A 25,719-nucleotide genomic window follows, 5' to 3' on the forward strand; every position below is an offset into this window, starting at 1 on the left:
AACCTGCTTAATGTACTCTTCCTGCAGTACCTTTTGAAGAATGATTATCGCTTTTGCTGCAAATGGTTGCGCATCTGCACTATATGGTTGTGTACTCGTTGGATGGTGCGATATGGTAGGGGGCGGACAACTGTTCATGCCGCACTTTTTTAGCGCCAGAATAGGGTGACAGGGAGATCGTGTTTATTTAAGTGTGGAGCGTATTTATTTCGCAAGTTGAAATAAAGGGAAGGTGCCGTTGTTATTGAATTAAGGATTAAGGCTGGTGAGTCATTTAATTACATGATGTCTTACCAATGGAAAGGCGATAGTGGTAACGAAATATAAGTATTTTTTTGCCCTTATCGTGCGTCTGCGATAGTGTCTTTAAATGTATCGGTCATTACCTGTACATGTAATAAAACACCAGGAATATTTTGTTAAAATTAAAATAGATAAGTGAAAAATCGTATGACCAGTGCAAATCGACCAGTACTTAATCTCGATCTTGATTTACTGAGGACGTTTGTTGCCGTTGCAGATTTAAATACATTTGCAGCAGCGGCAACCGCAGTCAATCGAACCCAATCGGCTGTCAGCCAGCAGATGCAGCGGCTGGAGCAACTCATCGGAAAGGAGCTTTTTGCCCGGCACGGGCGTAATAAATTGCTGACCGAACATGGTATCCAGTTTTTGGGTTATGCCAGAAAAATATTACAATTCAATGATGAAGCTTGTATTTCATTAATGTACAGCGATATTCAGGGTACGCTAACCATCGGGGCGTCTGACGATACCGCAGACACCATCCTTCCTTATATTTTGCATCGGGTGACATCCGTATTTCCTAAACTCTCCGTCAATGTCAGCGTAAAACGCAGCGCTGAAATGATGGAAATGTTGAATCAGGGGAAAATAGATCTGGTTATTACCACAATGAACGGTGTGGTGTTTCCTCATGTGTTATTACGCAGTTCTCCAACGTTATGGTATTGCGCGGCGGATTATCAGTTCCGATCGCAAGAACCTGTCCCTCTGGTTGTTCTGGATGAGCCGAGTCCTTTCCGGACGTTGGCTACACAACAGCTGACGGCCGCTGGGATCCCCTGGAGAATTGCGTATGTGGCTTCAACACTTTCTGCTGTGCGCGCTGCGGTGAAGGCTGGCATGGGGATTACCGTGCGGTCAGTGGAAATGATGAGCCCGGAATTACGGGTGTTGGGCGAAGAGGAAGGGTTGCCGAGATTGCCTGAAACACGTTATTTCCTCTGCCAGAATCCTAATCAGGAGAATGAGCTGGCAACGGCAATTTTCAATGTGATTGAATCAGGGAAGCCCTCTCACATTATGCCTGTCAGCATGTTAGCAAACAGCACGAATGAAACATTGTCTTCCGACCCGTCGCTGAAGGATGCGATCTAATCGTAATGGGTAGTTAACTATCATTCGGGGAGGGTAGGGACGCACCCCGAATGATGATGATTTATGACTAAGGTGTTAAACCCGCATCGGCAGCGCCTTCCTGGCCTGATTTCCTCCCGCCGATCCCACTTTGCGTTTTCCATTTCACATCAATAGGCTAGGCGTGGCGAGATTAATGATTTCTTCCAATTTATAAAACGTCGGTTCTATTTTTTTAAAATAATGTTATGGAAAATGACATCAAATCTTATCCAGCATCATCTTGATTTTTTTACTAACTAAATTGGTAAAAATGTGTGCTGGATCAAAAAATACCCCTAATAACCACATGGGGGAACAGGCATTTTCTGTGAAAATGGTATAGTGACGCGGTGAACTTGCTTCCTGTGCTGCTGCAACCTGGTTAACTGATAAAAGTACTGACTCGATTTAGCTGCGGGTGAGAACACAAAATGTTAACAAAACAGCGTGCATGTAAAGTAATGTACTGTTATTTTTAGTAAGGTTGAAAAAAAGGTTACAAATTTAGGGGCTCAACCATACCAAGCAAGGCTTACCTGATACGTTTCCATGCTTTTTTGTGGTTATTAATCCTTCCTTTTAATCGATGTGGCGCATTAACTGCCGATAATAGAGCAGGGATGTTACCCGCCACTTTTGATGAGTAAGCAAAGAGAATGTCAACAACTACTGAAATCCTCGCCCATCATTGGGCATTTGGGCTATTCCTTATCATTGCCGTAGGCCTTTGTGTCTTCATGCTGACCGGTGGATTCTTGCTGGGGGGGAGAGCAAAAGGCAGGGCCAAAAACGTACCTTATGAATCCGGTATCGACTCCGTAGGTTCAGCGCGGTTACGCCTGTCTGCTAAATTTTATCTTGTCGCTATGTTCTTCGTAATCTTCGACGTTGAAGCCCTCTATCTCTACGCTTGGGCTGTGTCTATCAAAGAAAGCGGCTGGATTGGCTTCATTGAAGCAACCATTTTCATTTTGGTGCTGTTGGCTGGTTTGATTTATCTGGTACGCGTTGGGGCACTTGACTGGACCCCGGTACGTTCCAAGAGACAAGTCGTTAAATCAGACATCATCAACACTACCAACAATCATCCGCAGTAACAGCGAGGCATTTTAAGATGGACTATACGCTCACCCGCATAGAGCCGGACGGTGAGAATGACCGTTATCCCCTGCAACGTCAGGAGATCGTTTCCGACCCTCTGGAGCAACATGTTCACCGCAGTGTCTATATGGGCAAACTGGAACATGCATTACACGATACGGTGAACTGGGGGCGTCAGAACTCCCTGTGGCCGTACAACTTCGGCCTGTCTTGTTGCTACGTAGAAATGGTGACGTCATTTACCGCCGTTCATGACGTGGCGCGTTTTGGTGCTGAAGTTCTGCGTGCGTCGCCACGTCAGGCCGACTTCATGGTAGTAGCGGGAACCTGTTTTACCAAAATGGCCCCCGTTATTCAGCGCCTGTACGAGCAAATGCTGGAGCCTAAATGGGTTATCTCCATGGGTGCATGTGCTAACTCCGGCGGTATGTACGATATCTATTCCGTTGTTCAGGGCGTAGATAAATTCCTGCCTGTTGATGTGTACATTCCGGGCTGCCCGCCGCGTCCTGAAGCCTACATGCAAGCGCTGTTGCTGCTGAAAGAATCCATCGGTAAAGAACGCCGCCCTCTGTCATGGGTGGTGGGTGAACAGGGCGTTTACCGCGCCAACATGCAATCTGAGCGTGAGCGCAAACGCGGCGAACGAATCGCTGTGACTAACCTGCGTTCGCCTGATGAGATTTGACCTGTAGATGATAAACCCGGTGACCGTGTAATACCTCGATAATAGTGTGCGGTCATTATCAGCTACAGAAATAGCACATTTAATGTGGTGACATATTTATGACAGATTTAACGACACACGATCTCGCTCAGCCAGGCTGGCAAACCCGCGATCACCTTAACGATCCGGTCGTTGGCGAACTGTGTAACCGTTTTGGACCAGATGCATTTACTGTACAGGCAACCCGCACAGGTATCCCTGTTGTGTGGGTCAAACGTGAGCAATTACTGGATGTTGTCGCATTCCTGAAAAAACAGCCGAAGCCTTATGTGATGCTGTTTGACCTGCACGGTATGGATGAGCGCCTGCGCACCCATCGTGAAGGTTTACCTGCTGCCGACTACTCCGTCTTTTATCACATCATTTCCATCGAGCGTAACCGCGACATCATGCTGAAAGTCGCGTTATCCGAGAGCGATCTGCATGTACCGACCGTGACCAAACTGTTCCCGAACGCCAACTGGTATGAGCGTGAAACGTGGGAAATGTTTGGTATTACGTTCAATGGTCACCCGCACCTGACGCGCATCATGATGCCGCAGACGTGGGAAGGGCATCCGTTGCGTAAAGATTATCCGGCGCGTGCGACCGAATTCGATCCTTTCGAGCTGACCAAGCAGAAAGAAGATCTGGAGATGGAATCGCTGACGTTCAAACCGGAAGAGTGGGGAATGAAGCGCGGTACTGAAAATGAGGACTTCATGTTCCTCAACCTCGGTCCGAACCACCCGTCTTCACACGGTGCTTTCCGTATTATCCTGCAATTGGACGGCGAAGAAATCGTCGACTGCGTGCCAGATGTGGGTTACCACCATCGCGGTGCGGAGAAAATGGGCGAGCGCCAATCCTGGCACAGCTACATTCCTTATACCGACCGTATTGAATACCTCGGCGGCTGCGTTAACGAAATGCCGTACGTACTGGCCGTTGAAAAACTGGCAGGTATTGAGGTGCCGGATCGCGTCAAGACGATTCGCGTAATGCTGTCTGAGCTGTTCCGTATAAATAGCCATCTGCTGTATATCAGTACTTATATTCAGGACGTCGGTGCGATGACACCGGTGTTCTTTGCGTTTACTGACCGCCAGAAAATTTACGATTTGGTTGAAGCGATTACCGGCTTCCGTATGCACCCGGCGTGGTTCCGTATTGGCGGTGTGGCGCACGATCTGCCACGCGGCTGGGAACGTCTGCTGCGTGAATTCCTTGATTGGATGCCGGCTCGTTTGGACACCTATGTCAAATCCGCGCTGCAGAACACCATTCTGAAAGGCCGTACCCAGGGCGTCGCCGCCTACAATGCGAAAGAAGCGTTGGATTGGGGCGTAACGGGTGCGGGTCTACGTGCCACTGGTATTGGTTTTGACGTGCGTAAATGGCGTCCGTATTCCGGTTATGAAAACTTTGACTTTGAAGTGCCAGTAGGCGACGGCATCAGCGATTGCTATAGCCGCGTTATGCTGAAAGTCGAAGAACTGCGTCAGAGCTTACGTATTCTGGATCAGTGCCTCAAGAACATGCCGGAAGGCCCGTTCAAAGCGGATCACCCGCTGACGACGCCGCCGCCAAAAGAGCGCACGTTGCAGCATATCGATACGCTGATCAACCACTTCCTTCAGGTTTCCTGGGGACCGGTGATGCCTGCCAATGAATCATTCCAGATGGTTGAGGCAACGAAAGGTATCAACAGCTATTACCTGACCAGCGACGGCGGCACGATGAGCTACCGTACCCGTATTCGCACGCCGAGCTATGCGCACCTGCAACAGATTCCTTCTGTCATTCGTGGGTGTCTGGTATCCGACCTGATCGTTTACCTCGGCAGTATTGATTTCGTAATGTCAGATGTGGACCGCTAATTATGCATGATCATAACAATCACGATCATATTGACGCTCAGGGACAACCTGCTGCCGATTCGCTGACAAAAGACAATGCTTTTGTATTGAGTGACGCCGAACGTGACGCCATTGAGCACGAAAAACATCACTACGAAGATGCACGCGCCGCGTCAATCGAAGCACTGAAAATTGTGCAGAAAGCACGCGGCTGGGTACCGGATGGGGCTATCCACGCGATTGCCGAACTGCTGGGTATCCCTGCTAGTGACGTGGAAGGCGTGGCAACGTTCTACAGCCAGATTTTCCGTCAGCCTGTCGGGCGTCATGTTATTCGCTATTGCGACAGCGTCGTGTGCCACATCAATGGCTATCAGGGCGTTCAGGCCGCGCTTGAGCGTAAGCTCAGCATCAAACCGGGACAGACAACGTTCGATGGACGTTTCACGCTGTTGCCGACCTGCTGCCTGGGGAACTGTGACAAGGGGCCGTCAATGATGATTGACGAAGATACCCATACCCATGTGACGCCGGAAGGAATTGAATCGTTATTGGAGCAGTATCAATGAGTAAAGACATTGTTCTGACTGCTGAGCAGCATCCTCTGACCTGGCGTTTACGTGCAGACAAACAGCCGGTGTGGCTGGATGAGTATCGCAGCAAAAACGGCTATGCCGCCGCGCAAAAAGCGTTAACCGGCATGGCGCAGGATGAAGTGGTCTCACTGGTTAAAGACGCTGGCCTGAAAGGGCGTGGCGGCGCGGGCTTTTCGACGGGCTTGAAGTGGAGCCTGATGCCGAAAGACGAAAGCATGAATATCCGCTACCTGCTGTGTAACGCGGATGAGATGGAGCCCGGTACTTATAAAGACCGCCTGCTGATGGAGCAAGAGCCTCATCTGCTGGTTGAAGGCATGCTGATCAGCGCCTTTGCGCTGAAAGCCTACCGTGGCTACATCTTCCTGCGCGGTGAATACATCGAAGCTGCCGTTCACCTGCGTCGCGCAATCGAAGAAGCGAAAGCGGCTGGCCTGCTGGGTAAAAATATTCTGGGCAGCGGGTTTGATTTCGAGCTGTTCGTGCATACGGGCGCTGGGCGTTATATCTGCGGTGAAGAAACAGCACTGATTAACTCACTGGAAGGCCGTCGTGCTAACCCTCGCTCTAAGCCGCCGTTCCCGGCGTCTGCGGGTGTGTGGGGCAAACCGACCTGCGTTAACAACGTGGAAACGCTGTGTAACGTACCGGCGATTATCGAGCACGGTGCGGCGTGGTATCAGGGGCTGTCTGCGGGTAAAAGTAAAGATGCAGGCACGAAACTGATGGGCTTCTCCGGCCGCGTCAAGAATCCGGGCCTGTGGGAACTGCCGTTCGGTACGACTGCGCGTGAAATTCTGGAAGACTACGCCGGCGGTATGCGCGATGGTCTGAAGCTGAAAGCCTGGCAACCGGGTGGTGCTGGTACGGATTTCCTGACGGAAAGCCATCTTGATCTGCCGATGGATTTTGAGCACATTGCGAAAGCGGGTAGCCGTATGGGGACCGCGCTGGCGATGGCCGTCGATCACGAAATCAATATGGTTTCGCTGACGCGCAATCTCGAAGAATTCTTCTCTCGTGAATCCTGTGGCTGGTGTACGCCGTGCCGCGATGGTCTGCCTTGGAGCGTGAAGATTCTGCGTGCGCTGGAGAAGGGCGAAGGCCAGCCAGGCGATATCGAAACGCTGGAGCAACTTTGCCGTTTCCTCGGACCGGGTAACACCTTCTGTGCGCATGCGCCGGGTGCGGTCGAGCCGCTGCAAAGTGCCATCAAGTATTTCCGGGAAGAATTCGAAGCGGGTATCTCTAAACAGTATTTAGGCAATGTCAAAGCGATTGGCGGTATTCAGCCTAACCTGTTGAAAGAGCGCTGGTAAGCTATCGCTCAACACGTGCGAGATGCAGTGAATGTATCCGCAGGGTGGCGCAAATAAGCCACCCTCATAAACCCAATAGATTTCAAGGCGCAGGTAGCCAACGCATTTGCGATTTGAAAGTGAGGGTATACAGAATTTTTGATTAGCGCTCGTGGTAACACGGGCCATTATGGAAGCATGCTGACTATGGCTACTATTCATGTAGACGGCAAAGAGTATGAAGTAAACGGAGCAGACAATCTTCTGGAAGCTTGCCTGACTCTGGGACTTGATATTCCTTACTTTTGCTGGCACCCCGCGCTCGGGAGCGTCGGATCCTGCCGCCTCTGTGCGGTAAAACAGTACCAAAACGCGGAAGACACCCGTGGTCGTCTGGTGATGTCTTGTATGACACCGGCAACCGAAGGAACGTTCATCGCGATTGAAGATGAAGAAGCGAAGCTATTCCGTAAGACGATAGTTGAGTTTCTGATGACCAACCACCCGCACGATTGTCCGGTGTGTGAGGAAGGCGGTAACTGTCATTTGCAGGATATGACGGTGATGACGGGACAGAACTTCCGTCGCTATCGCTTCACCAAACGTACCCACCGCAATCAGGATCTCGGGCCGTTCATTTCTCATGAGATGAACCGCTGTATCGCGTGCTATCGCTGCGTGCGTTACTACAAAGATTACGCTGATGGAAAAGATCTCGGTGTTTACGGCGCACACGACAACGTCTACTTCGGTCGCCCGGAAGATGGCACGCTGGAAAGCGAGTTCTCCGGCAACCTGGTTGAAGTGTGTCCTACCGGTGTCTTCACCGATAAAACGCACTCCGAGCGTTATAACCGTAAATGGGATATGCAGTTTGCACCGAGCGTCTGCCAACAGTGCAGCATCGGCTGTAATACCAGCCCCGGTGAACGCTATGGCGAACTGCGTCGTATCGAAAACCGTTTCAACGGTAGCGTAAACCACTATTTCCTGTGTGACCGCGGCCGTTTTGGTTACGGCTATGTCAACCAGAAAGACCGTCCGAACCAGCCACTGCAACGTCGTGGTGATGACTGGATCGCGCTGAATGCCGATCAGGCATTGCAAGGTGCGGCGGATGTGCTGCGTCAGGCGAAGAAAACGATCGGTATCGGTTCACCGCGTGCCAGCATTGAAAGCAACTTCGCCTTGCGTGAGCTGGTGGGTGCAGAAAACTTCTATACGGGTATCGCACAGGAAGAACAAAATCGTCTGCAACTGATCCTGAAAGTGCTGCGCGAAAGCGGTGTGAGAACACCGGCGCTGCGTGAGATCGAAGGCTACGATGCGGTTCTGATTCTGGGTGAAGATTTGACGCAGACGGGTGCGCGTATCGCACTGGCTGTTCGTCAGGCTGTTAAAGGTAAAGCTCGCGAAATGGCAGCCGCACAGAAAGTGGCTGACTGGCAGATTGCGGCGATCATGAACATCGGTCAGCATGCTAAGCACCCGCTGTTTGTCACCAACGTCGACAACACCCGTCTGGACGACATCGCCGCATGGAACTACCGTGCGCCGGTTGCCGATCAGGCTCGTCTTGGTTTTGCCATTGCACACGGTCTGGATAGCAGCGCACCAGCAGTTACCGATCTGGCTGCCGGCCTCGACCAGAAAGTCGATATCATCGTACAGGCGCTGGCCGGTGCGAAAAAACCACTCATCATCTCCGGTACCAATTCAGGTAGCGAGGAAGTGATCTCTGCGGCAGCAAACGTTGCCAAGGCGCTGAAAAATCGCGGTTCTGACGTCGGCATCACCTTTGTTGCTCCTGCTGCTAACAGCATCGGGTTGTCAATCATGGGGGGCGGTTCGCTGGATGACGCGCTGGCGCAGTTGGAAAACGGCGACGCTGATAGCGTAGTGGTTCTGGAGAACGATCTCTACCGTCATGCTCCAATCGCTCGCGTTGACGCGGCGCTGGAAAAAGCGGAAAACCTGATTGTGGTTGACCATCAGCGTACTCGCATCATGGATAAGGCCAGCATCATTCTGTCTGCCGCCAGCTTTGCTGAAAGCGACGGTACGTTGGTGAATCAGGAAGGCCGCGCTCAGCGTTTCTTCCAGGTTTATGACCCAACGTACTACAACGACAAAATTGTGATGCTGGAAAGCTGGCGCTGGCTGCACTCGCTGTATATCACCTATAACAGCCGTCAGGTTGACTGGACGCAACTGGATAACGTGATTGATGCGTGTGTTGCTGAATTGCCGCAGCTGGCTGCAATTAAAGATGCCGCGCCTGACGCCTCGTTCCGTATTCGTGGCCAGAAACTGTCGCGTTCACCGATTCGCTCCAGTGGCCGTACTGCGATGCGTGCCAATATCAGCGTGCATGAACCGCGTCAGCCGGTTGATAAAGACACCATGTTTGCCTTCTCAATGGAAGGGAACAACAGCCCGACAGCTAATCGTCAGCAAATTCCGTTTGCCTGGGCACCAGGCTGGAACTCACCGCAAGCCTGGAACAAATTCCAGGACGAAGTGGGCGGACATTTGCGTCATGGCGATCCGGGTGTGCGTATGATCGAAGCCGGAGAAGGTTCGCTGGCGTATTTCGATAACATTCCTGCGGCTTTCGTCCCACAAGCGGGTCAATGGCGCGTTGCGCCGTATTATCACCTGTTTGGTAGTGATGAAATGTCACAGCGTTCTGACGTGATTCAGCAGCGTATGCCAGAGCCTTACGTGATGGTGAACCCGGCTGATGCGGCAACGCTGGGCGTGAACGCCGGTGCGTTGCTGGAGTTGACCTGTGCAGGACAAACGTTACGTCTGCCACTGCGCTTAAGTGCGGCATTGAGTCAGGGACAGGTTGGTTTACCGCTGGGCTTACCGGGTATTGCACCGGTGCTGGCGGGTGCAACCGTTGAAAATCTGCGGGAGGCCGCACAATGAGTTGGTTAACGCCGGAATTAATCGAGATTCTGATCTCCGTCGGAAAAGCGATCGTGATTCTGCTGGTTGTGGTGACCTGTGGCGCATTCATGAGTATGGGTGAACGTCGACTACTCGGCCTCTTCCAGGGACGTTATGGACCGAACCGGGTAGGTTGGGGCGGTTCATTGCAGCTTGTCGCTGACATGATCAAAATGTTCTTCAAAGAAGACTGGGTGCCGAATTTCACCGATAAGGTGATCTTCACGCTGGCACCAATGATCGCGTTTACGTCAATGCTGATTGCCTTTGCGATTGTGCCGATCACGCCAACCTGGGGTGTCGCCGATCTGAACATCGGTATCCTGTTCTTCCTGATGATGGCAGGTTTGGCCGTTTACGCCGTGCTGTTTGCTGGCTGGGCAAGTAACAACAAATACTCGCTGCTGGGTGCGGTACGTGCTTCTGCTCAGACCGTAAGCTACGAAGTGTTCATCGGCCTGTCGTTGATGGGGGTTGTCGCGCAAGCGGGCTCGTTCAACATGCGTGACATCGTCGATTCTCAGGAACACCTGTGGAACGTGATCCCGCAGTTCTTCGGCTTTATTACGTTTGCCATCGCAGGCGTGGCGGTGTGTCACCGTCACCCGTTTGACCAGCCTGAAGCTGAACAGGAACTGGCAGATGGTTACCACATTGAATACTCCGGTATGAAATTCGGTCTGTTCTTTGTCGGGGAATATATCGGGATCGTGACTGTTTCCGCGCTGATGGTGACCTTATTCTTCGGTGGCTGGCATGGTCCAATCCTGCCTCCGTTTGTCTGGTTTGCGCTGAAAACAGGCTTTTTCATGATGATGTTCATCCTGATTCGTGCTTCGTTACCCCGTCCGCGTTATGACCAGGTGATGTCTTTCGGTTGGAAAGTCTGTCTGCCGATAACGCTTTTGAATCTGCTGGCGACAGCGGCCGTCATTTTGTACAACGCTTAAGAAGGGGTGAATAAACCATGACATTGAAAGAGTTAGTGGTTGGTTTCGGCACCCAGATACGCAGTATCTGTATGGTGGGATCGAATGCTTTTAAGAAGCGCGAAACCAGAATGTATCCAGAAGAGCCTGTGAATCCACCGCCGCGCTACCGTGGTCGTATCGTGCTGACGCGCGATCCTGATGGTGAAGAGCGTTGCGTTGCCTGCAACCTGTGTGCGGTGGCCTGTCCGGTCGGCTGTATCTCATTGCAGAAAGCGGAAACCAAAGATGGTCGCTGGTATCCGGAGTTCTTCCGCGTCAACTTCTCGCGCTGCATTTTCTGTGGCTTCTGTGAAGAAGCCTGCCCGACAACCGCTATCCAGCTGACGCCGGATTTCGAGATGGGCGACTACAAACGTCAGGATCTGGTGTACGAGAAAGAAGATTTGCTGATATCGGGGCCGGGTAAATATCCGGAATACAATTTCTACCGGATGGCTGGTATGGCAATCGATGGGAAAGACAAAGGCGAAGCTGAAAACGAAGCCAAACCCATTGATGTCAAAGGCCTGTTGCCCTAAGGAGCTAGCATGGAATTCGCTTTTTATACCACAGGCTTGATTGCGATACTGGCGACATTGCGCGTCATTACGCATACCAATCCTGTGCATGCATTGTTGTATATGGTCACCTCGCTTATGGCGATTGCGGGCGTATTTTTCTCGCTGGGGGCTAATTTTGCCGGCGCGCTGAGCATCATCGTGTATGCAGGTGCCATCATGGTGCTGTTTGTGTTCGTGGTCATGATGCTCAACCTCGGTAATTCCGTAGAAGAACAAGAGCGGAATTGGCTGAAGCCTAGCGTCTGGATCGGTCCGAGTATCCTTTCACTGGCATTACTGGTCATTGTTGTCAATGCCATCCTTAGCCTGAAAGAGCAGGGCATCACGGGTACACCAGTTGAGGCGAAAGCCGTGGGTATCAGCCTGTTTGGTCCTTATGTTCTGGCCGTTGAATTGGCATCAATGCTGCTGCTGGCGGGATTGGTTGTCGCTTTCCACATTGGTCGTGAAGATAAACGTGGTGACGTTGTCAGTAAAGAAGGCGCGAACCAGGACGTTGAGAAGAAAATAACGGGGGAACGCGCATGATTCCGTTACAACATGGGTTAATTTTAGCCGCTATCCTGTTTGTTCTGGGGCTGACTGGTCTGTTGATTCGCCGTAACCTGCTGTTTATGTTGATCAGTCTCGAAATTATGATCAATGCTGCCGCGCTGGCTTTTGTCGTCGCTGGCAGTTACTGGCAGCAGCCGGATGGTCAGGTGATGTACATTCTGGCGATTACGCTGGCAGCGGCTGAGGCCAGTATTGGTCTGGCTCTGTTGCTACAAATGTATCGTCGTCGTCAGACCCTGAATATTGATACAGTCAGTGAGATGCGCGGATGAACTTACTCTATTTAACAATACTCTTCCCGCTGCTCGGCTTTCTGTTGCTGGCATTTTCTCGCGGTCGCTGGTCGGAAAATACGTCCGCGACTGTCGGTGTTGGCTCGATTGGTCTGGCAGCGTTGGTTACCGCTTGGATTGTGGTCGATTTCATGGGCCAGCAGCACGGTGGCGTGACTTTCTTTAATCAGCATTTGTGGACATGGATGGCCGTTGGCAACTTCGACATCAGCGTAACGCTGACGCTCGATGGCCTTTCAGTGACGATGCTGTCCGTTGTAACGGGCGTTGGTTTCTTTATCCACCTGTTTGCCTCCTGGTACATGCGTGGGGAAGAGGGATATTCCCGCTTCTTCGCCTACACCAACCTGTTCATCGCGAGTATGGTCATTCTGGTACTGGCGGACAACCTGTTGTTGATGTACCTCGGTTGGGAAGGGGTGGGGCTGTGCAGTTACCTGCTGATCGGTTTCTACTACACCAATCCGAAGAACGGCGCGGCGGCGATGAAAGCTTTCATCGTTACGCGTGTGGGTGACGTCTTCCTCGCCTTTGCCCTGTTCATCCTTTACAAAGAACTGGGTACGCTTAACTTCCGCGAGCTGATGGTATTGGCACCGCAGAAACTGGCTGAAGGTTCACCGGAAATCACCTGGGCTACGCTGATGTTGCTGGGTGGTGCGGTCGGTAAATCGGCACAGCTGCCGCTGCAAACCTGGCTGGCGGACGCAATGGCCGGTCCAACTCCGGTATCTGCACTGATCCACGCCGCGACGATGGTTACCGCGGGCGTTTACCTGATTGCGCGTACAAACGGCCTCTTCCTGATGGCACCGGATGTTCTGCATCTGGTAGGGATTGTGGGTGCAGTAACGCTGGTACTGGCGGGTTTTGCCGCTCTGGTTCAAACCGACATCAAGCGCGTCTTGGCTTACTCTACCATGAGCCAGATTGGTTACATGTTCCTGGCGCTGGGCGTTCAGGCATGGGATGCCGCGATTTTCCACCTGATGACGCATGCGTTCTTTAAAGCGCTGCTGTTCCTCTCTTCTGGTTCGGTGATTCTGGCCTGCCACCACGAGCAGAACATCTTCAAGATGGGCGGCCTGCGTAAAACGATTCCGCTGGTTTATGTTTGCTTCCTGGTTGGGGGCGCGGCGCTGGCTGCACTGCCGCTGGTTACCGCAGGCTTCTTCAGTAAAGACGAGATTCTGGCTGGCGCATGGGCAAATGGTCACGTCAATCTGATGGTGGCTGGATTGGCCGGTGCCTTCATGACCTCGCTGTATACGTTCCGTATGATTTTCATCGTGTTCCACGGTGAAGAGAAAACCAAAGCGCATGCAGGAAAAGGCATTTCTCACCACTTACCGCTGGTTGTGCTGATGATTCTGTCCACCTTTATTGGTGCGATGATTGTTCCGCCGTTGCACGGTGTACTGCCAGCGACGACAGAGCTTGAACATGGCCAGTTGATGACGCTGGAAATTACCTCTGGCGTGGTGGCGATTGCCGGTATTCTGCTTGCTGCTGTGCTGTGGCTGGGTAAACGTCAGGCGGTGAGCAGCATCGCGAAGAGTGCTCCAGGTCGTTTCTTCTCGACCTGGTGGTTCCACGCGTGGGGCTTCGACTGGTTGTACGACCATGTCTTTGTGAAACCGTATCTGGCTATCGCGAAGCTGTTGCAGCGTGATCCGTTAAATGCATTGATGACGCTTCCGGCTACGATTACCCGTTGGGGTAACCGTGGGCTGGCGCTCAGTGCGAATGGTCAGTTGCGCTGGTACGTTGCTTCTATGGGCTTTGGTGCCGTGCTGGTGCTGGCCTTGTTACTGCTGGTCTAAGGCAGTATCCGGTAACGTATAAAAGGTAGGGCATTCTGCAGATAGGGATGCCCGCCACGGCAAGTTTTCAGATTTCTTTAATTTAGGGACACAAAACGCCATGCTACTACCTTGGCTAATTCTTCTCCCCTTTATCGGCGGTCTGCTGTGCTGGCAGTTAGAGCGTTTTGGTACGAAAGTACCGCGCTGGATAGCGTTGATTGCAATGGGGCTGACACTCGCACTGTCTCTGCAACTGTGGTTGCAAGGCGGTTACTCTCTGACGGCGCCGACAGGCGTGCCACAATGGCAATCCGAGTTTTATGTGCCATGGATCCCACGCTTCGGCATCGGCATCCATCTTGCGCTGGATGGCCTGTCGCTGCTGATGGTCGTGCTGACGGGGCTGCTGGGCGTGTTGGCAATCCTCTGTTCCTGGAATGAAATTCAGCGCTATCAGGGCTTCTTCCACCTGAACCTGCTGTGGATTCTGGGCGGCGTTATCGGTGTGTTCCTTGCCATCGACATGTTCCTGTTCTTCTTCTTCTGGGAGATGATGCTGGTACCGATGTACTTCCTGATTGCACTGTGGGGGCATAAAGGCTCCGACGGTAAAACCAGAATTACGGCGGCAACCAAGTTCTTCATTTATACCCAGGCAAGTGGCCTGATCATGTTGATCGCGATTCTGGCGCTGGTCTTTGTGCATCACAATGCCACCGGTGTCTGGACGTTCAACTATGAAGACCTGCTGAAGACGCCGATGTCATATGGTGTTGAATATCTGCTGATGCTGGGCTTCTTCATCGCGTTTGCTGTAAAAATGCCTGTTGTGCCGTTGCACGGTTGGTTGCCGGATGCACACAGTCAGGCACCAACGGCGGGTTCTGTTGACCTTGCAGGGATCCTGTTGAAAACGGCGGCCTATGGTCTGCTGCGTTTCAGCCTGCCGCTGTTCCCGAACGCTTCCCATGCCTTTGCTCCAATTGCTATGTGGCTGGGTGTGATTGGTATCTTCTACGGTGCCTGGCTGGCGTTTAAACAGACGGATATCAAGCGTCTGATTGCTTATACCTCTGTGTCTCACATGGGCTTCGTGATGATTGCCATCTATTCCGGTAATCAACTGGCTTATCAGGGCGCGGTGATTCAGATGATTGCACACGGCTTGTCCGCTGCCGGTCTGTTCATTCTGTGTGGTCAGCTGTATGAGCGTCTGCATACCCGTGACATGCGTGAAATGGGTGGCCTGTGGTCGCGTCTGAAGTTCCTGCCTGCGCTGTCTCTGTTCTTTGCTGTGGCAACCTTGGGTATGCCGGGCACGGGTAACTTTGTCGGCGAATTCATGATTCTGTTCGGCAGCTATCAGGTTGTGCCGGTGATTACGGTGATCTCAACCTTCGGTCTGGTATTCGCGTCAGTCTACTCACTGATCATGATGCAGCGTGCTTACTACGGCGCGCCTAAATCTGATGAGCCATTGAAGAGTATGTCGCTCCGCGAATTGTCTATCGTGATGCTGTTGGTGGTATTACTGGTGTTGTTAGGGGTTTACCCGCAACCGATTCTGGATACCTCCAGTGCCGCGATGTCAAATATCCAGCAGTGGTTTATGTCGTCTGCTCCAGATTCAATTATTTCAACAACAAGGCCGTAATTCGCCATGACAATAACTCTTCAACAACTAATTGCGCTATCGCCGCTGTTGATCGTCGGATTGACGGTAGTGGTTGTGATGCTGTGCATTGCGTGGCGACGCAACCATTTTGTCAACGCAACCATGACGGTTATCGGCCTGAATATTGCGTTGCTGTCACTGTACTTTGTCGGTCAGGTTGGCCCAACGGACGTGACGCCGCTGCTGCGTGTTGATGGCTTCTCGATGTTCTATACCGGACTGGTTCTGCTTGCCAGTCTGGCAACCAGCACGTTTGCTTATCCGTGGCTGCAAGGCTACCCGGACAACCGTGATGAATTCTACCTGCTGGTTCTGATTGCTGCGTTAGGTGGGATCCTGCTGGCGAGCGCTAACCATCTGGCATCGCTGTTCATCGGGATTGAACTGCTTTCTCTCCCGCTGTTTGGTCTGGTCGGCTATGCCTTCCGTCTAAAACGTTCGCTGGAAGCCAGTATTAAATACATGCTGCTGTCGGCGGCGGCGTCTTCCTTCCTGCTGTTTGGTATGGCGCTGATTTATGCTGAATCAGGCGATATGAGCTTTGCCAGCCTCGGTAAGAGCCTGAGCGATCACCAAATCCATGAGCCGCTGTTGCTGGCAGGCTTGGGGATGATGATTGTCGGTCTGGGCTTCAAACTGTCTCTGGTTCCGTTCCAGCTGTGGACGCCTGATGTGTATCAGGGCGCGCCTGCACCTGTGTCTACGTTTCTGGCGACGGCCGGTAAAATTGCCGTTTTCGGTGCAGTTATGCGTTTGTTCCTGTATGCGCCGATGGCTGACAGCGAGTCTGTCAGAATCGTGCTGGGCGTCATCGCATTCGCCTCGATCCTGTTCGGTAACGTGATGGCGGTATCGCAAACCAACATCAAACGTCTGCTCGGCTACTCTTCCATCGCGCATTTGGGCTATTTGCTGGTTGCCCTGATTGCGGTTCAGAGCCATCAACTGGCGCTGGAAACCGTAGGCGTGTATCTGGTGGGTTACCTGTTCAGCAGCCTGGGCGCGTTTGGTGTGGTTAGCCTGATGTCCAGCCCGTACCGTGGTCCGGATGCTGATTCACTGTTCTCTTACCGTGGTTTGTTCTGGCATAAACCGATCCTGTCTGCGGTGATGACGGTGATGATGCTGTCTCTGGCAGGTATCCCGATGACGCTGGGCTTCTTTGGTAAATTCTACGTGCTGGCTGTCGGTGTTAACGCTGAGCTGTGGTGGCTGACTGGTGCGGTCGTGCTAGGTAGCGCCATTGGCCTGTACTACTATCTGCGCGTGATGGTCAGCTTGTTCCTGAATGCGCCGCAGGTGTTGCAGCGTGATACGCCAAACAACTGGGCTTTAACTGCTGGTGGTGTAGTCGTATTGATCTCCTCCATCGCAGTACTGTTCTTTGGTTTGTATCCGCAGCCGCTTATCTCTCTGGTGCAATTGGCGCAGCCAATGATGTAACCACTGACGAGAGTCTGCTTGAGTAATGAAGCGCCGTTGATGAGAATCAACGGCGTTTTTTTATGGCGAGCTTCCTGCTCGCCACCCTTTGGGCCGTCGCAAGCGACGTGCGTTTTTTTATGGAAGCAAAATACGTTTTAGGAATGATCTGGTCTGTTGAAGCCGTAGGAACGACGCAAAATTGTCTATAGTTAATCAGGCAACGATTTATAACTAATGACTTTTCATAACAGAAGGGAGCACTTTATGGCAGCGACCAAAAAACAGCCTGAAGAAATTCGTGTCGATGATGATTTAAAACTTCTGTCTGAAACGCTGGATGAGGTATTGCGCTATACGGGCGATCAGGCAGACCAAGCCTACCTTGATTTGAAGAAGGGCGCTGAAAAAGCGCTGCTGGAAGTCAAAGCCCGTATTGGCGTAACTGACAGCTATTATGCACGCGCCAAGCAGGTGGCCGACAAAGCCGACGTCTATGTGCATGACAAACCTTGGCACGGTATCGGTATCGGTGCCACCGTGGGGCTGGTGTTAGGATTACTGCTGGCTAAGCGCTAGTTTCTGTCAATCTAATTTCTGGTAATGTAGTTTCTGGGAATAATGTAGCGGGGTTACCCGCTACATCTCTCGATATCCTCTAGTCCTGAATCTTATCCTCTTTCTCCGGCATTCCTTGTACCCAATAGATGGCTTCAAACGGGCGTAGCTCCAGGATTGCGGGCTGAGGCTGGGCGTCAGGGTAATTGCTGAGTAATAGTCGCCAGCGGCGGTCATGAGTATCAATGGGAGGCTGCCAGAGCAGGGGCTGCTTGCTGAGGTTTGCCAGAACCAGAAGCTGCTGTCCTTCCCAGATACGCTGATAGCACCAGACGGTAGGATGGTCTGGCAACAGATCCTGATAGTCTCCGTGCGTCAGCAGCGGAAGCGCTTTACGCATAGCGATAAGCTGTTGGTAGGTGTAGAAGACGGACTCTTTATCCGCCAGCGCCTGTTCCGCGTTAATGTGAGTGAAATTCTGGCATGATGTTATCCACGGTGTACCACTCGTAAATCCAGCATGTTTGCTGGTATCCCATTGCATCGGCGTGCGACCGTTATCGCGCGACTTACTGGCGAGGATTGCTAAGGTTTGTGACTCTGGCTGGCCGCGATCGCGCTGTTCAGCAAATTGATTCAGGCTTTCAATGTCGCGGTATTGTTCAATCTGCGTATAGCCGGGATTGGTCATACCCAGTTCCTCGCCCTGATAGATATAGGGCGTTCCCTGCATACCGTGAAGCACCATTGCCAGCATCTTGGCGGACTGTACACGGAATTCGCCCTCATCCCCAAAACGCGACACGATGCGCGGCTGATCGTGATTACACCAGAACAGCGCATTCCAGGCGTGGTTGTGCATTCCCTGCTGCCAGTGATTAAAGATCTGCTTGAGCTGGACAAAGTCAGGTTCCGCCAGCGTCCATTTTTCCCCATTGGGATAATCGACTTTCAGATGATGGAAATTGAACGTCATGGAGAGTTCGCTGCCGTCCAGCGCGGCATAGCGGCGGCAGTGCTCCAGCGAGGTAGATGACATTTCACCGACGGTCATCAAGCCGCGGGGCTGAAAAACATCCTGACTGAATTCCTGCAAGTAATCATGAATCAGGGGGCCATCGGTATAGAAACGACGTCCATCGCCCTGAGTATCAGACGGGAAGTCCTGCTGCTTGGAGACCAGATTGATGACGTCCAGCCGCAGCCCGTCCACGCCTTTATGCGCCCAAAATTCACAGACCTGTTTTAATTCATCCCGTACGCGTGGGTGTTCCCAATTCAGATCGGCCTGTTCGGTGGCAAAAAGGTGCAGATAATACTGTTTGCTTTCCGCGTGCCACTGCCAGGCTGGCCCACCAAATTTTGACCGCCAGTTATTGGGCAGCGCACCGTCATTACCATCACGCCAGATATAAAAATGACGATATGGGCTGCGGCGATCCTGCGCGTTCAGGAACCAGTGATGCTGCGTCGAGGTGTGGTTGAACACCATGTCCATGACGACACGGATACGGCGCTGATGCGCTTCCGCAATCAACATTTCCATATCGGCCATCGTGCCATAGGTTGGGTCGATGGCGCAGTAGTCGGCGACGTCATAGCCGTTATCAACCTGGGGAGAAAGATAAACCGGCGTCAGCCAGATCGCATCGACACCCAACTGCTGCAGGTAATCGAGTCGGGCGGTGACGCCAGCGATGTCGCCAATACCATTTCCGGTACTGTCCTGAAAGCTCTTCGGATAGATTTGATAAATCACGCCGTTTTGCCACCAGGGAAGCGAGGCGTTCATCGTCATGAGGTCGCTCCTTTATTACAGTGGGCCGTGTTTACACGGCCTGAGTTGAGATAATAATTATATGTCACTGCTATGCAGGGTCGAGTGAACCATTGCGACTTTTACGCTTATAGACCAGCGACGTCAGCACAATCGGAATGACGGTGGCAACCAGCGTGGCGATAGCGAAGATTCCCCAAAACTGTGGCTTGATGGAGAGAATGCCCGGTAATCCACCTACGCCGATGCCATTTGCCGTTACGCCGTACAGGCCGCAAATGAGCGCGGCAGCGGCGGAGCCGATCATGGCACACAGCATCGGAAAACGGTATTTCAGGTTGATACCGTACATCGCCGGTTCGGTCACGCCAAGAAAAGCGGAAATCGCCGCGGGAACCGAAATTTCGCGTTCGTTGGCTTTCCGGCTGACGAGAATCACCCCGACGACGGCAGCCGCCTGTGCAATGTTGGACAGCGCGATAAGCGGCCAAACGGGTGTGCCGCCCATACTTTGAATCATCTGCATATCAATCGCTAACGTCGTTTGGTGCACGCCTGTGATGACCAGCGGCGCATACAGGAACCCAAACAGCGCTGCGCCAACAGGGGCGAAGCTGCCAGTCATTACTGCTTTAACGGCCCAGGCGACACCGTCACCAATCATACGACCAAACGGGCCAATCAACGTGTGTGCCAGGAACACGGCCAGAATAAGTGAGGTTACGGGCACGACCACCAGATAGAGGTAATCCGGCACGATTTTTTTCAGCCGTGTCTCGATTATCGCCAGCGCCATCCCGGCCAGGACGGACGGAATGACCTGTGCTTGATAGCCTATCTTCTCAATCGTGAACCAGCCGAAATTCCACACTTCAGGCGTTTGTTGGCCGATGAGGTAGGCGTTCATGAGCTGCGGCGATACCAGCGTGATGCCCAGCACGATGCCGAGGATGGGCGTGCCGCCCATTTTGCGTACGGTTGACCAGCAGACCGCAACGGGGAGATAGAAGAAGATGGCTTCACCCAACAGCCAGAGGAAATCGTAGATGGTTTGCCAGGTTGGGTAGAGCTGTACCAGCGTTTGCCCGTCGCGCATCGGGATATCGCCAATGACGTTACGTGCCCCGAGGATCAAGCCCCCGCTGATGAGCGCGGGAAGCAGCGGAAAAAAGATCTCGGCAAAATGTGAAATGCTACGTTCAAACCAGCTCATGTTCTGGCGAGCGGCGACTTTGGTTTCTTCCTTATTCATCTCGCCTTTTCCCGTGGTGGCGAGCAGTGCCTTGTAATATTCATCCACATTGGTGCCGATCACGACCTGAAATTGTCCGGCGTTGGTAAAACACCCTTTAACAATACGCAGCTCTTCGATGTTCTTGGGATGGGCTTTGGACGAGTCGTGCAAGACGAAGCGGAGACGAGTGATGCAGTGCGTTACCGCCGCGATGTTCTCACGTCCGCCGACCAGTTCGATCAGACGGTCAATATCCTGTTGTTTAACTTTACTCATAGTCATGTCCTTTTTATCTTTTAGCGCAGACGTCGGGGACGCGAAGCAAGTACAGCTAGAGAAAAGCATAGTCTGTTAACGATGGTTTTGCTGTGAAAGGAAAATGCATTGAGCTGTTTTTAAAAGAGAATGTTCAGGCATGCGGCGTGCTGCACAAATCTGCGACGTGTGGGTAGACAAAAAGGAAAGGGGGATGACCAGGGTGCTAGAAAGGCTGAAAAAACAAAAGCCGCCTGTAGGAGGCGGCTTTAGAGATTGTTTATATCACAATCAGAACGGGCTGATGATTGACCCAATACGTTCACAGTAACTGACATAAACATCTCCCATTCTTTTAAAGAATTTGCTGATTTTACGAAAAGTTTTCATTATCAGACTCCTCTAACGGGTTAGTTAAGTGTGATGCTCATCACGTTTTTAATGGTAGCGAAGATGAGATCGGATTTCAACATTTTTGTGATGTTAGTCACAAAAATATAACGACACGATAAATGAAACACATCGTGGAACGAAAGAACCTGATGCGCAGCCGGAAGGCCAGTGCATCAGGTGGTGGAAAGCATGCGAGGTAATATCAGGCGGGATAGTGATAAATATTGTGATCGAACCACTGCTCGCCAATCCGCTCGGCATCTTTCTCCATGTGGTGAAAGCGGAAGCCAAGCCGTTGAGCGACAGCGTTGCTACGCGTGTTGGCGGTTGAGGCTCTTATGACGCAGCGCTCAACGAGGTTGGCATCGGTATAGGCGGCTATCAGTGTACTGACAGCCTGAGAAACGATGCCTTTGCCTTCAAAGGCTTCGGCGATCCAATAGCCGATGGTGCCTTCTTTATCCTGAATCGTATTGAAGGAGACAATGCCAGCCGGCGCGTCGTCCCAGCGGATCATGTACACGGCGGCCGTTTTGTCGAAGAAGGCCTTTCGGTTGGCGCGAATGGTGTCACGCGTGTCATCGACGCTCTTGACGGAATCCGGCCAGGGTAAAGTACGCCGTAAGCGCGCTTTTTCCTGCTGAATCAGAGTAAAGAGCGCATCGGCATCGCGTTCTTCCTGGATCGCTAGGCGCAGGTGGGGCTGATGACGCAATTCATACAGTGCATCTGTAAATGACGTATCGACAAATGGCGCTTCCATAAAATCGCTCCCTTTACCGCTGCAACGTACCGTCAATGATCGTGACGCTGTGCCCGCCGATCCACGGTTCATCGTTCAGGTAAGTGACAGTAATGCGGCCATCGCGTTGCAGCATGGTGCCCTGTCGCGCAAGGTAGCTGAGTGGCGCGGTGACGTTATTGATAGAATGCTGTTGGCGAAGCAGCGCTGCCAGACAGGCGTTGGCACTACCAGTAACCGGATCTTCTTTGAGATGACCGCGTTCAATGTAGAGCGCACGAACTTCATAATCGGCTGGCGTCGCATTATCGTGCGGGCCATAGATGGCGATGCCGTTAGTCTGGCTGAGGCCTTGCACGGCTGAGAGCGCGTCTGCATCGGGTGTGATGTTCAGACAGGTGTCGGCGCTGTCGACGCGAATCACAAGCCAGCGAATGCCCATGTGTACCGCGGTGGGCGGGTAGCGGTTATCGATAGCAGCACTACCCAAACCAGTAATACCCAGCGTTTTTTCCAGCAGTGGCGCATACTCATCACCAAACGGAACCATGGTGGCCTGCGGCGCGTGAAAAGCCAGACTGCCGTCATCATTAATATTAATGGGCACTAAGCCAACGCCGCACTGTTGCACTAACTGACCTGGGGATTTAGGGCGCAATCCGTCTTCCAGCACGGCATGTGCGGTGCCTAGCGTCGGGTGTCCGGCAAACGGCATTTCCGATTCTGGCGTAAAAATACGAACATGGTAATCCGCTAAAGGATCGGTGGCTGGCAGGACAAACGTGGTTTCTGACAGGTTTGTCCAGCGAGCGATCTCCTGCATTTGCGCATCGGTTAATCCCTTCGCCTCCATAATGACGGCAAGCGGATTGCCCTTGAAAGACTGCTGGGTGAAAACGTCGACCTGTTTGAAACGACGTACTATCGGCATCGCATTTCTCTCCTGTATGCGCTATCGCTTAAATATTACTCAAAACTAACCGCGATCCTATCGCGCGCTTGTGGCATAATGCGCGCCAAATCACATTCCGACTCGAGTATAAGTGCTGTGTTAAGTACCAACAATATCACCATGCAGTTCGGCAGCAAGCCGTTGTTTGAAAACATTTCCGTTAAATTTGGCGGCGGCAACCGTTACGGTTTGATTGGCGCAAATGGCTGCGGCAAATCTACATTCATGAAGATTCTCGGCGGCGATCTGGTGCCGAGTGGCGGTAACGTCTTCCTCGATCCTAATGAACGTCTGGGTAAACTGCGTCAGGATCAGTTCGCTTTTGAAAAATACAGCGTGCTGGATACCGTCATCATGGGCCACGGTGAGCTGTGGGCGGTAAAAGAAGAGCGCGACCGTATCTATTCATTGGCTGAAATGAGCGAAGCCGACGGCTACAAAGTTGCCGATCTGGAAGTGCAGTATGGTGAGATGGATGGCTACAGCGCAGAATCGCGTGCGGGCGAACTGTTGCTGGGCGTGGGAATTCCCGTTGAGCAGCACTATGGCTTGATGAGTGAGATTGCTCCCGGCTGGAAACTGCGTGTCCTGTTGGCGCAGGCGCTGTTTGCCGATCCCGATATCCTGCTGCTCGACGAACCGACCAACAACCTGGATATCGATACGATCCGTTGGTTGGAGCAGGTGCTGAACGAGCGTAACAGCACCATGATCATCATCTCGCATGACCGTCACTTCCTGAACATGGTTTGTACGCACATGGCGGATCTGGACTACGGCGAACTGCGTATTTACCCTGGCAACTATGATGAGTACATGACAGCAGCGACGCAGGCTCGTGAGCGTTTGCTGGCCGATAATGCCAAGAAGAAAGCGCAGATTTCCGAACTGCAATCGTTCGTCAGCCGCTTTAGCGCCAACGCCTCTAAATCCAAGCAGGCAACATCACGCGCACGCCAGATCGATAAAATCCAGTTGGATGAAGTGAAAGCGTCCAGCCGTCAAAACCCGTTTATTCGTTTTGATCAGGATAAGAAACTGTTCCGTAATGCGCTGGAAGTTGAAGCGTTGAGCAAAGGTTTTGACAATGGCCCGCTGTTTAGCAAGCTGGGTCTGATGGTCGAAGTGGGTGAGAAAGTCGCTATTCTGGGTGCCAACGGTATCGGTAAATCGACATTGCTGAAAACGCTGGTCGGTGATTTGGAGCCGGATAGCGGTACGGTGAAATGGTCTGAAAACTCAAAAATTGGCTACTACGCGCAGGATCATGAATACGAATTCGATGAGACGCTGACCGTTTTTGACTGGATGAGCCAGTGGAAACAGGAAAAAGACGACGAGCAAGCCGTGCGTAGCATACTCGGCCGTTTACTGTTCAGCCAGGATGATATCAAGAAGAAAGTGAAGGTGTTATCCGGTGGTGAAAAAGGCCGCATGCTGTTCGGTAAACTGATGATGCAGCGTCCGAATATTCTGGTGATGGATGAACCAACCAACCACCTTGATATGGAATCCATTGAATCGCTGAATATGGCGCTGGAAATGTATGAAGGGACGCTGCTGTTCGTCTCTCATGACCGTGAATTTGTCAGCTCGTTGGCGACCCGTATTCTGGAAATTACGCCAAATAAAGTGATCGATTTCACCGGCAACTATGAAGATTACCTGCGCAGTCAGGGTATTCAGTAAGTGTGTGATACGGCCTCAATCATGAGGCCGTATTATTTTGGGGATGTATTCGTTTTGTTAAGGATAAAATCCGCGATTCAGCGCTTCCACGGCCTCGGCAACGCGCGGCCCCATTCCCAGTAAAATCGCCTGATCGAGCGCGATAATACGCTGGTTTTTCCAGGCTGCGGTTTGCGTTAAACCCGGCACTGCCGCCAGCGCCTCCACGCCGTTTTCCACACTTTGCGTCGTCACCACTACCACCTCAGGATTCGCCGCAATCATCGCTTCGCCGCCATAAATACGATACTGGTTATGCGTGGCAATATTCTTTCCGCCTGCCAGCGCGATCAGGCTATCCACCACGGTGTTTTTCCCCGCGACCTGCGCCGCACTGCTGCCGACACTCAGCAGAAACACGACGCTGACGCGATCTTTTCGCGTTGCCAGCCGTTCTGATACCGCGCTCAGTTGCTGAGAAAGGCGAGTGACCAACTGCTCGGCAGCTTCCGTGCGATTGAGCAGCGCACCAGCCTGACGAATATTGCTAAGCAACTGCGCTGGCGTACTGGGCGTGCGGGTGAAACGCGCCACCGTTACACCTGCTTGCTCAAGCTGATTAAGCACCTGTGGCGGGTTGGCATCCTGCCAGGTCATCAACAGCGTTGGGTGCAGTGACAAAATGCCTTCGCTCGTCAACTGTTGCCAGTTGCTGACCTTTGGCAGCGTTGCTGTTTGTGGCGGATAGGTGGTGGTCTGATCCACACCGACCACCGTATCGCCTGCGCCGAGCGCATAAACGATTTCCACCAGCGAGCCACCGGCAATCACCACGCGCGGCTCAGCCGCGCAGGTGAAGGAAGACAGCCCGAAGAGCATTAACGCGATTATCGCCTTCATC

The 25,719-nt window shown here is 52.3% G+C and carries 21 protein-coding genes; 16 read left to right on the plus strand and 5 right to left on the minus strand.

Annotation, left to right across the window (positions count from 1 at the left end):
- Positions 1-450: 450 nt before the first annotated feature.
- From lrhA to elaB, 15 genes are all read left to right on the plus strand, one after another.
- The gene (lrhA, locus tag MYB54_RS07090; RefSeq protein ID WP_014916028.1) at positions 451-1,401 is read left to right on the plus strand and encodes a transcriptional regulator LrhA; all 951 of its coding nucleotides are present in this window, start codon (positions 451-453) and stop codon (positions 1,399-1,401) included.
- Between the two features lie 677 nt (positions 1,402-2,078).
- Positions 2,079-2,519, plus strand: a complete 441-nt coding sequence (locus MYB54_RS07095; protein WP_010278904.1) for an NADH-quinone oxidoreductase subunit A — start codon at positions 2,079-2,081, stop codon at positions 2,517-2,519.
- A 17-nt stretch (positions 2,520-2,536) separates the two neighbouring features.
- Entirely contained in the window at positions 2,537-3,211 is a 675-nt protein-coding gene (locus MYB54_RS07100; RefSeq protein ID WP_005969846.1) for a NuoB/complex I 20 kDa subunit family protein, read from the plus strand.
- 98 nt (positions 3,212-3,309) lie between these two features.
- Positions 3,310-5,109 carry an NADH-quinone oxidoreductase subunit C/D gene (gene nuoC, locus MYB54_RS07105; RefSeq protein ID WP_205568548.1) on the plus strand — a complete coding sequence of 600 codons (1,800 nt, stop codon included), beginning with the start codon at positions 3,310-3,312 and terminating at the stop codon, positions 5,107-5,109.
- 2 nt (positions 5,110-5,111) lie between these two features.
- Complete coding sequence (gene nuoE / locus MYB54_RS07110; protein WP_051902878.1) at positions 5,112-5,657, plus strand: NADH-quinone oxidoreductase subunit NuoE; 546 nt, start codon at positions 5,112-5,114, stop codon at positions 5,655-5,657.
- The gene (gene nuoF / locus MYB54_RS07115; protein WP_010278895.1) at positions 5,654-7,003 is read left to right on the plus strand and encodes an NADH-quinone oxidoreductase subunit NuoF; all 1,350 of its coding nucleotides are present in this window, start codon (positions 5,654-5,656) and stop codon (positions 7,001-7,003) included. Before nuoE ends, nuoF begins: the two co-directional genes overlap by 4 nt.
- Positions 7,004-7,189: 186 nt before the next feature.
- The gene (nuoG, locus tag MYB54_RS07120) at positions 7,190-9,916 is read left to right on the plus strand and encodes an NADH-quinone oxidoreductase subunit NuoG (RefSeq protein ID WP_039280206.1); all 2,727 of its coding nucleotides are present in this window, start codon (positions 7,190-7,192) and stop codon (positions 9,914-9,916) included.
- The gene (nuoH, locus tag MYB54_RS07125; RefSeq protein ID WP_010278889.1) at positions 9,913-10,887 is read left to right on the plus strand and encodes an NADH-quinone oxidoreductase subunit NuoH; all 975 of its coding nucleotides are present in this window, start codon (positions 9,913-9,915) and stop codon (positions 10,885-10,887) included. The genes nuoG and nuoH overlap by 4 nt, the downstream gene beginning before the upstream one ends.
- Before the next feature lie 17 nt (positions 10,888-10,904).
- The gene (nuoI, locus tag MYB54_RS07130; RefSeq protein WP_010278884.1) at positions 10,905-11,447 is read left to right on the plus strand and encodes an NADH-quinone oxidoreductase subunit NuoI; all 543 of its coding nucleotides are present in this window, start codon (positions 10,905-10,907) and stop codon (positions 11,445-11,447) included.
- A gap of 9 nt (positions 11,448-11,456) precedes the next feature.
- Positions 11,457-12,017, plus strand: coding sequence for an NADH-quinone oxidoreductase subunit J (gene nuoJ / locus MYB54_RS07135; RefSeq protein WP_010278881.1), 561 nt, complete (start codon positions 11,457-11,459; stop codon positions 12,015-12,017).
- Complete coding sequence (gene nuoK, locus MYB54_RS07140; RefSeq protein ID WP_005969835.1) at positions 12,014-12,316, plus strand: NADH-quinone oxidoreductase subunit NuoK; 303 nt, start codon at positions 12,014-12,016, stop codon at positions 12,314-12,316. Before nuoJ ends, nuoK begins: the two co-directional genes overlap by 4 nt.
- Positions 12,313-14,160 (plus strand): NADH-quinone oxidoreductase subunit L, encoded by a 1,848-nt coding sequence (nuoL, locus tag MYB54_RS07145; protein WP_248721716.1) that lies wholly within the window; start codon positions 12,313-12,315, stop codon positions 14,158-14,160. The genes nuoK and nuoL overlap by 4 nt, the downstream gene beginning before the upstream one ends.
- A 100-nt stretch (positions 14,161-14,260) precedes the next feature.
- Positions 14,261-15,796, plus strand: a complete 1,536-nt coding sequence (nuoM, locus tag MYB54_RS07150; RefSeq protein ID WP_014916024.1) for an NADH-quinone oxidoreductase subunit M — start codon at positions 14,261-14,263, stop codon at positions 15,794-15,796.
- Between the two features lie 6 nt (positions 15,797-15,802).
- Positions 15,803-17,260, plus strand: coding sequence for an NADH-quinone oxidoreductase subunit NuoN (gene nuoN / locus MYB54_RS07155; RefSeq protein ID WP_039280199.1), 1,458 nt, complete (start codon positions 15,803-15,805; stop codon positions 17,258-17,260).
- 246 nt (positions 17,261-17,506) lie between these two features.
- Positions 17,507-17,818 (plus strand): stress response protein ElaB, encoded by a 312-nt coding sequence (gene elaB, locus MYB54_RS07160; RefSeq protein WP_010295366.1) that lies wholly within the window; start codon positions 17,507-17,509, stop codon positions 17,816-17,818.
- 79 nt (positions 17,819-17,897) lie between these two features.
- On the opposite strand, the gene treC is transcribed toward elaB, so the two are convergent.
- From treC to MYB54_RS07180, 4 genes are all read right to left on the minus strand, one after another.
- On the minus strand, positions 17,898-19,589 hold the full coding sequence (gene treC / locus MYB54_RS07165) for an alpha,alpha-phosphotrehalase (protein ID WP_248721956.1): 1,692 nt from the start codon (positions 19,587-19,589) through the stop codon (positions 17,898-17,900).
- 76 nt (positions 19,590-19,665) lie between these two features.
- On the minus strand, positions 19,666-21,084 hold the full coding sequence (treB, locus tag MYB54_RS07170) for a PTS trehalose transporter subunit IIBC (RefSeq protein WP_248721717.1): 1,419 nt from the start codon (positions 21,082-21,084) through the stop codon (positions 19,666-19,668).
- Between the two features lie 574 nt (positions 21,085-21,658).
- A complete protein-coding gene (locus MYB54_RS07175; protein ID WP_248721718.1) occupies positions 21,659-22,219 on the minus strand; it encodes a GNAT family N-acetyltransferase in 561 nt (186 codons plus the stop codon).
- A 13-nt stretch (positions 22,220-22,232) separates the two neighbouring features.
- On the minus strand, positions 22,233-23,129 hold the full coding sequence (locus MYB54_RS07180; RefSeq protein ID WP_014916019.1) for a PhzF family protein: 897 nt from the start codon (positions 23,127-23,129) through the stop codon (positions 22,233-22,235).
- Between the two features lie 117 nt (positions 23,130-23,246).
- Between MYB54_RS07180 and MYB54_RS07185 the strand changes: the two genes are divergently transcribed.
- On the plus strand, positions 23,247-24,839 hold the full coding sequence (locus MYB54_RS07185) for an ABC-F family ATPase (RefSeq protein WP_014916018.1): 1,593 nt from the start codon (positions 23,247-23,249) through the stop codon (positions 24,837-24,839).
- A 57-nt stretch (positions 24,840-24,896) separates the two neighbouring features.
- Here the strand turns inward: MYB54_RS07185 and MYB54_RS07190 are convergent, their stop codons facing one another.
- On the minus strand, positions 24,897-25,718 hold the full coding sequence (locus MYB54_RS07190; protein WP_205593527.1) for a heme/hemin ABC transporter substrate-binding protein: 822 nt from the start codon (positions 25,716-25,718) through the stop codon (positions 24,897-24,899).
- Position 25,719 lies beyond the last annotated feature (1 nt).

This window comes from Pectobacterium nicotianae (assembly GCF_023272715.1).
GTDB lineage: Bacteria > Pseudomonadota > Gammaproteobacteria > Enterobacterales > Enterobacteriaceae > Pectobacterium > Pectobacterium brasiliense.

Bases quoted from the DNA above. Each gene is read 5' to 3' on its own strand.
- lrhA (WP_014916028.1), top strand. From the start codon at position 451: ATGACCAGTGCAAATCGACCAGTACTTAATCTCGATCTTGATTTACTG.
- MYB54_RS07095 (WP_010278904.1), top strand. From the start codon at position 2,079: ATGTCAACAACTACTGAAATCCTCGCCCATCATTGGGCATTTGGGCTA.
- MYB54_RS07100 (WP_005969846.1), top strand. From the start codon at position 2,537: ATGGACTATACGCTCACCCGCATAGAGCCGGACGGTGAGAATGACCGT.
- nuoC (WP_205568548.1), top strand. From the start codon at position 3,310: ATGACAGATTTAACGACACACGATCTCGCTCAGCCAGGCTGGCAAACC.
- nuoE (WP_051902878.1), top strand. From the start codon at position 5,112: ATGCATGATCATAACAATCACGATCATATTGACGCTCAGGGACAACCT.
- nuoF (WP_010278895.1), top strand. From the start codon at position 5,654: ATGAGTAAAGACATTGTTCTGACTGCTGAGCAGCATCCTCTGACCTGG.
- nuoG (WP_039280206.1), top strand. From the start codon at position 7,190: ATGGCTACTATTCATGTAGACGGCAAAGAGTATGAAGTAAACGGAGCA.
- nuoH (WP_010278889.1), top strand. From the start codon at position 9,913: ATGAGTTGGTTAACGCCGGAATTAATCGAGATTCTGATCTCCGTCGGA.
- nuoI (WP_010278884.1), top strand. From the start codon at position 10,905: ATGACATTGAAAGAGTTAGTGGTTGGTTTCGGCACCCAGATACGCAGT.
- nuoJ (WP_010278881.1), top strand. From the start codon at position 11,457: ATGGAATTCGCTTTTTATACCACAGGCTTGATTGCGATACTGGCGACA.
- nuoK (WP_005969835.1), top strand. From the start codon at position 12,014: ATGATTCCGTTACAACATGGGTTAATTTTAGCCGCTATCCTGTTTGTT.
- nuoL (WP_248721716.1), top strand. From the start codon at position 12,313: ATGAACTTACTCTATTTAACAATACTCTTCCCGCTGCTCGGCTTTCTG.
- nuoM (WP_014916024.1), top strand. From the start codon at position 14,261: ATGCTACTACCTTGGCTAATTCTTCTCCCCTTTATCGGCGGTCTGCTG.
- nuoN (WP_039280199.1), top strand. From the start codon at position 15,803: ATGACAATAACTCTTCAACAACTAATTGCGCTATCGCCGCTGTTGATC.
- elaB (WP_010295366.1), top strand. From the start codon at position 17,507: ATGGCAGCGACCAAAAAACAGCCTGAAGAAATTCGTGTCGATGATGAT.
- treC (WP_248721956.1), bottom strand. From the start codon at position 19,589: ATGAACGCCTCGCTTCCCTGGTGGCAAAACGGCGTGATTTATCAAATC.
- treB (WP_248721717.1), bottom strand. From the start codon at position 21,084: ATGAGTAAAGTTAAACAACAGGATATTGACCGTCTGATCGAACTGGTC.
- MYB54_RS07175 (WP_248721718.1), bottom strand. From the start codon at position 22,219: ATGGAAGCGCCATTTGTCGATACGTCATTTACAGATGCACTGTATGAA.
- MYB54_RS07180 (WP_014916019.1), bottom strand. From the start codon at position 23,129: ATGCCGATAGTACGTCGTTTCAAACAGGTCGACGTTTTCACCCAGCAG.
- MYB54_RS07190 (WP_205593527.1), bottom strand. From the start codon at position 25,718: ATGAAGGCGATAATCGCGTTAATGCTCTTCGGGCTGTCTTCCTTCACC.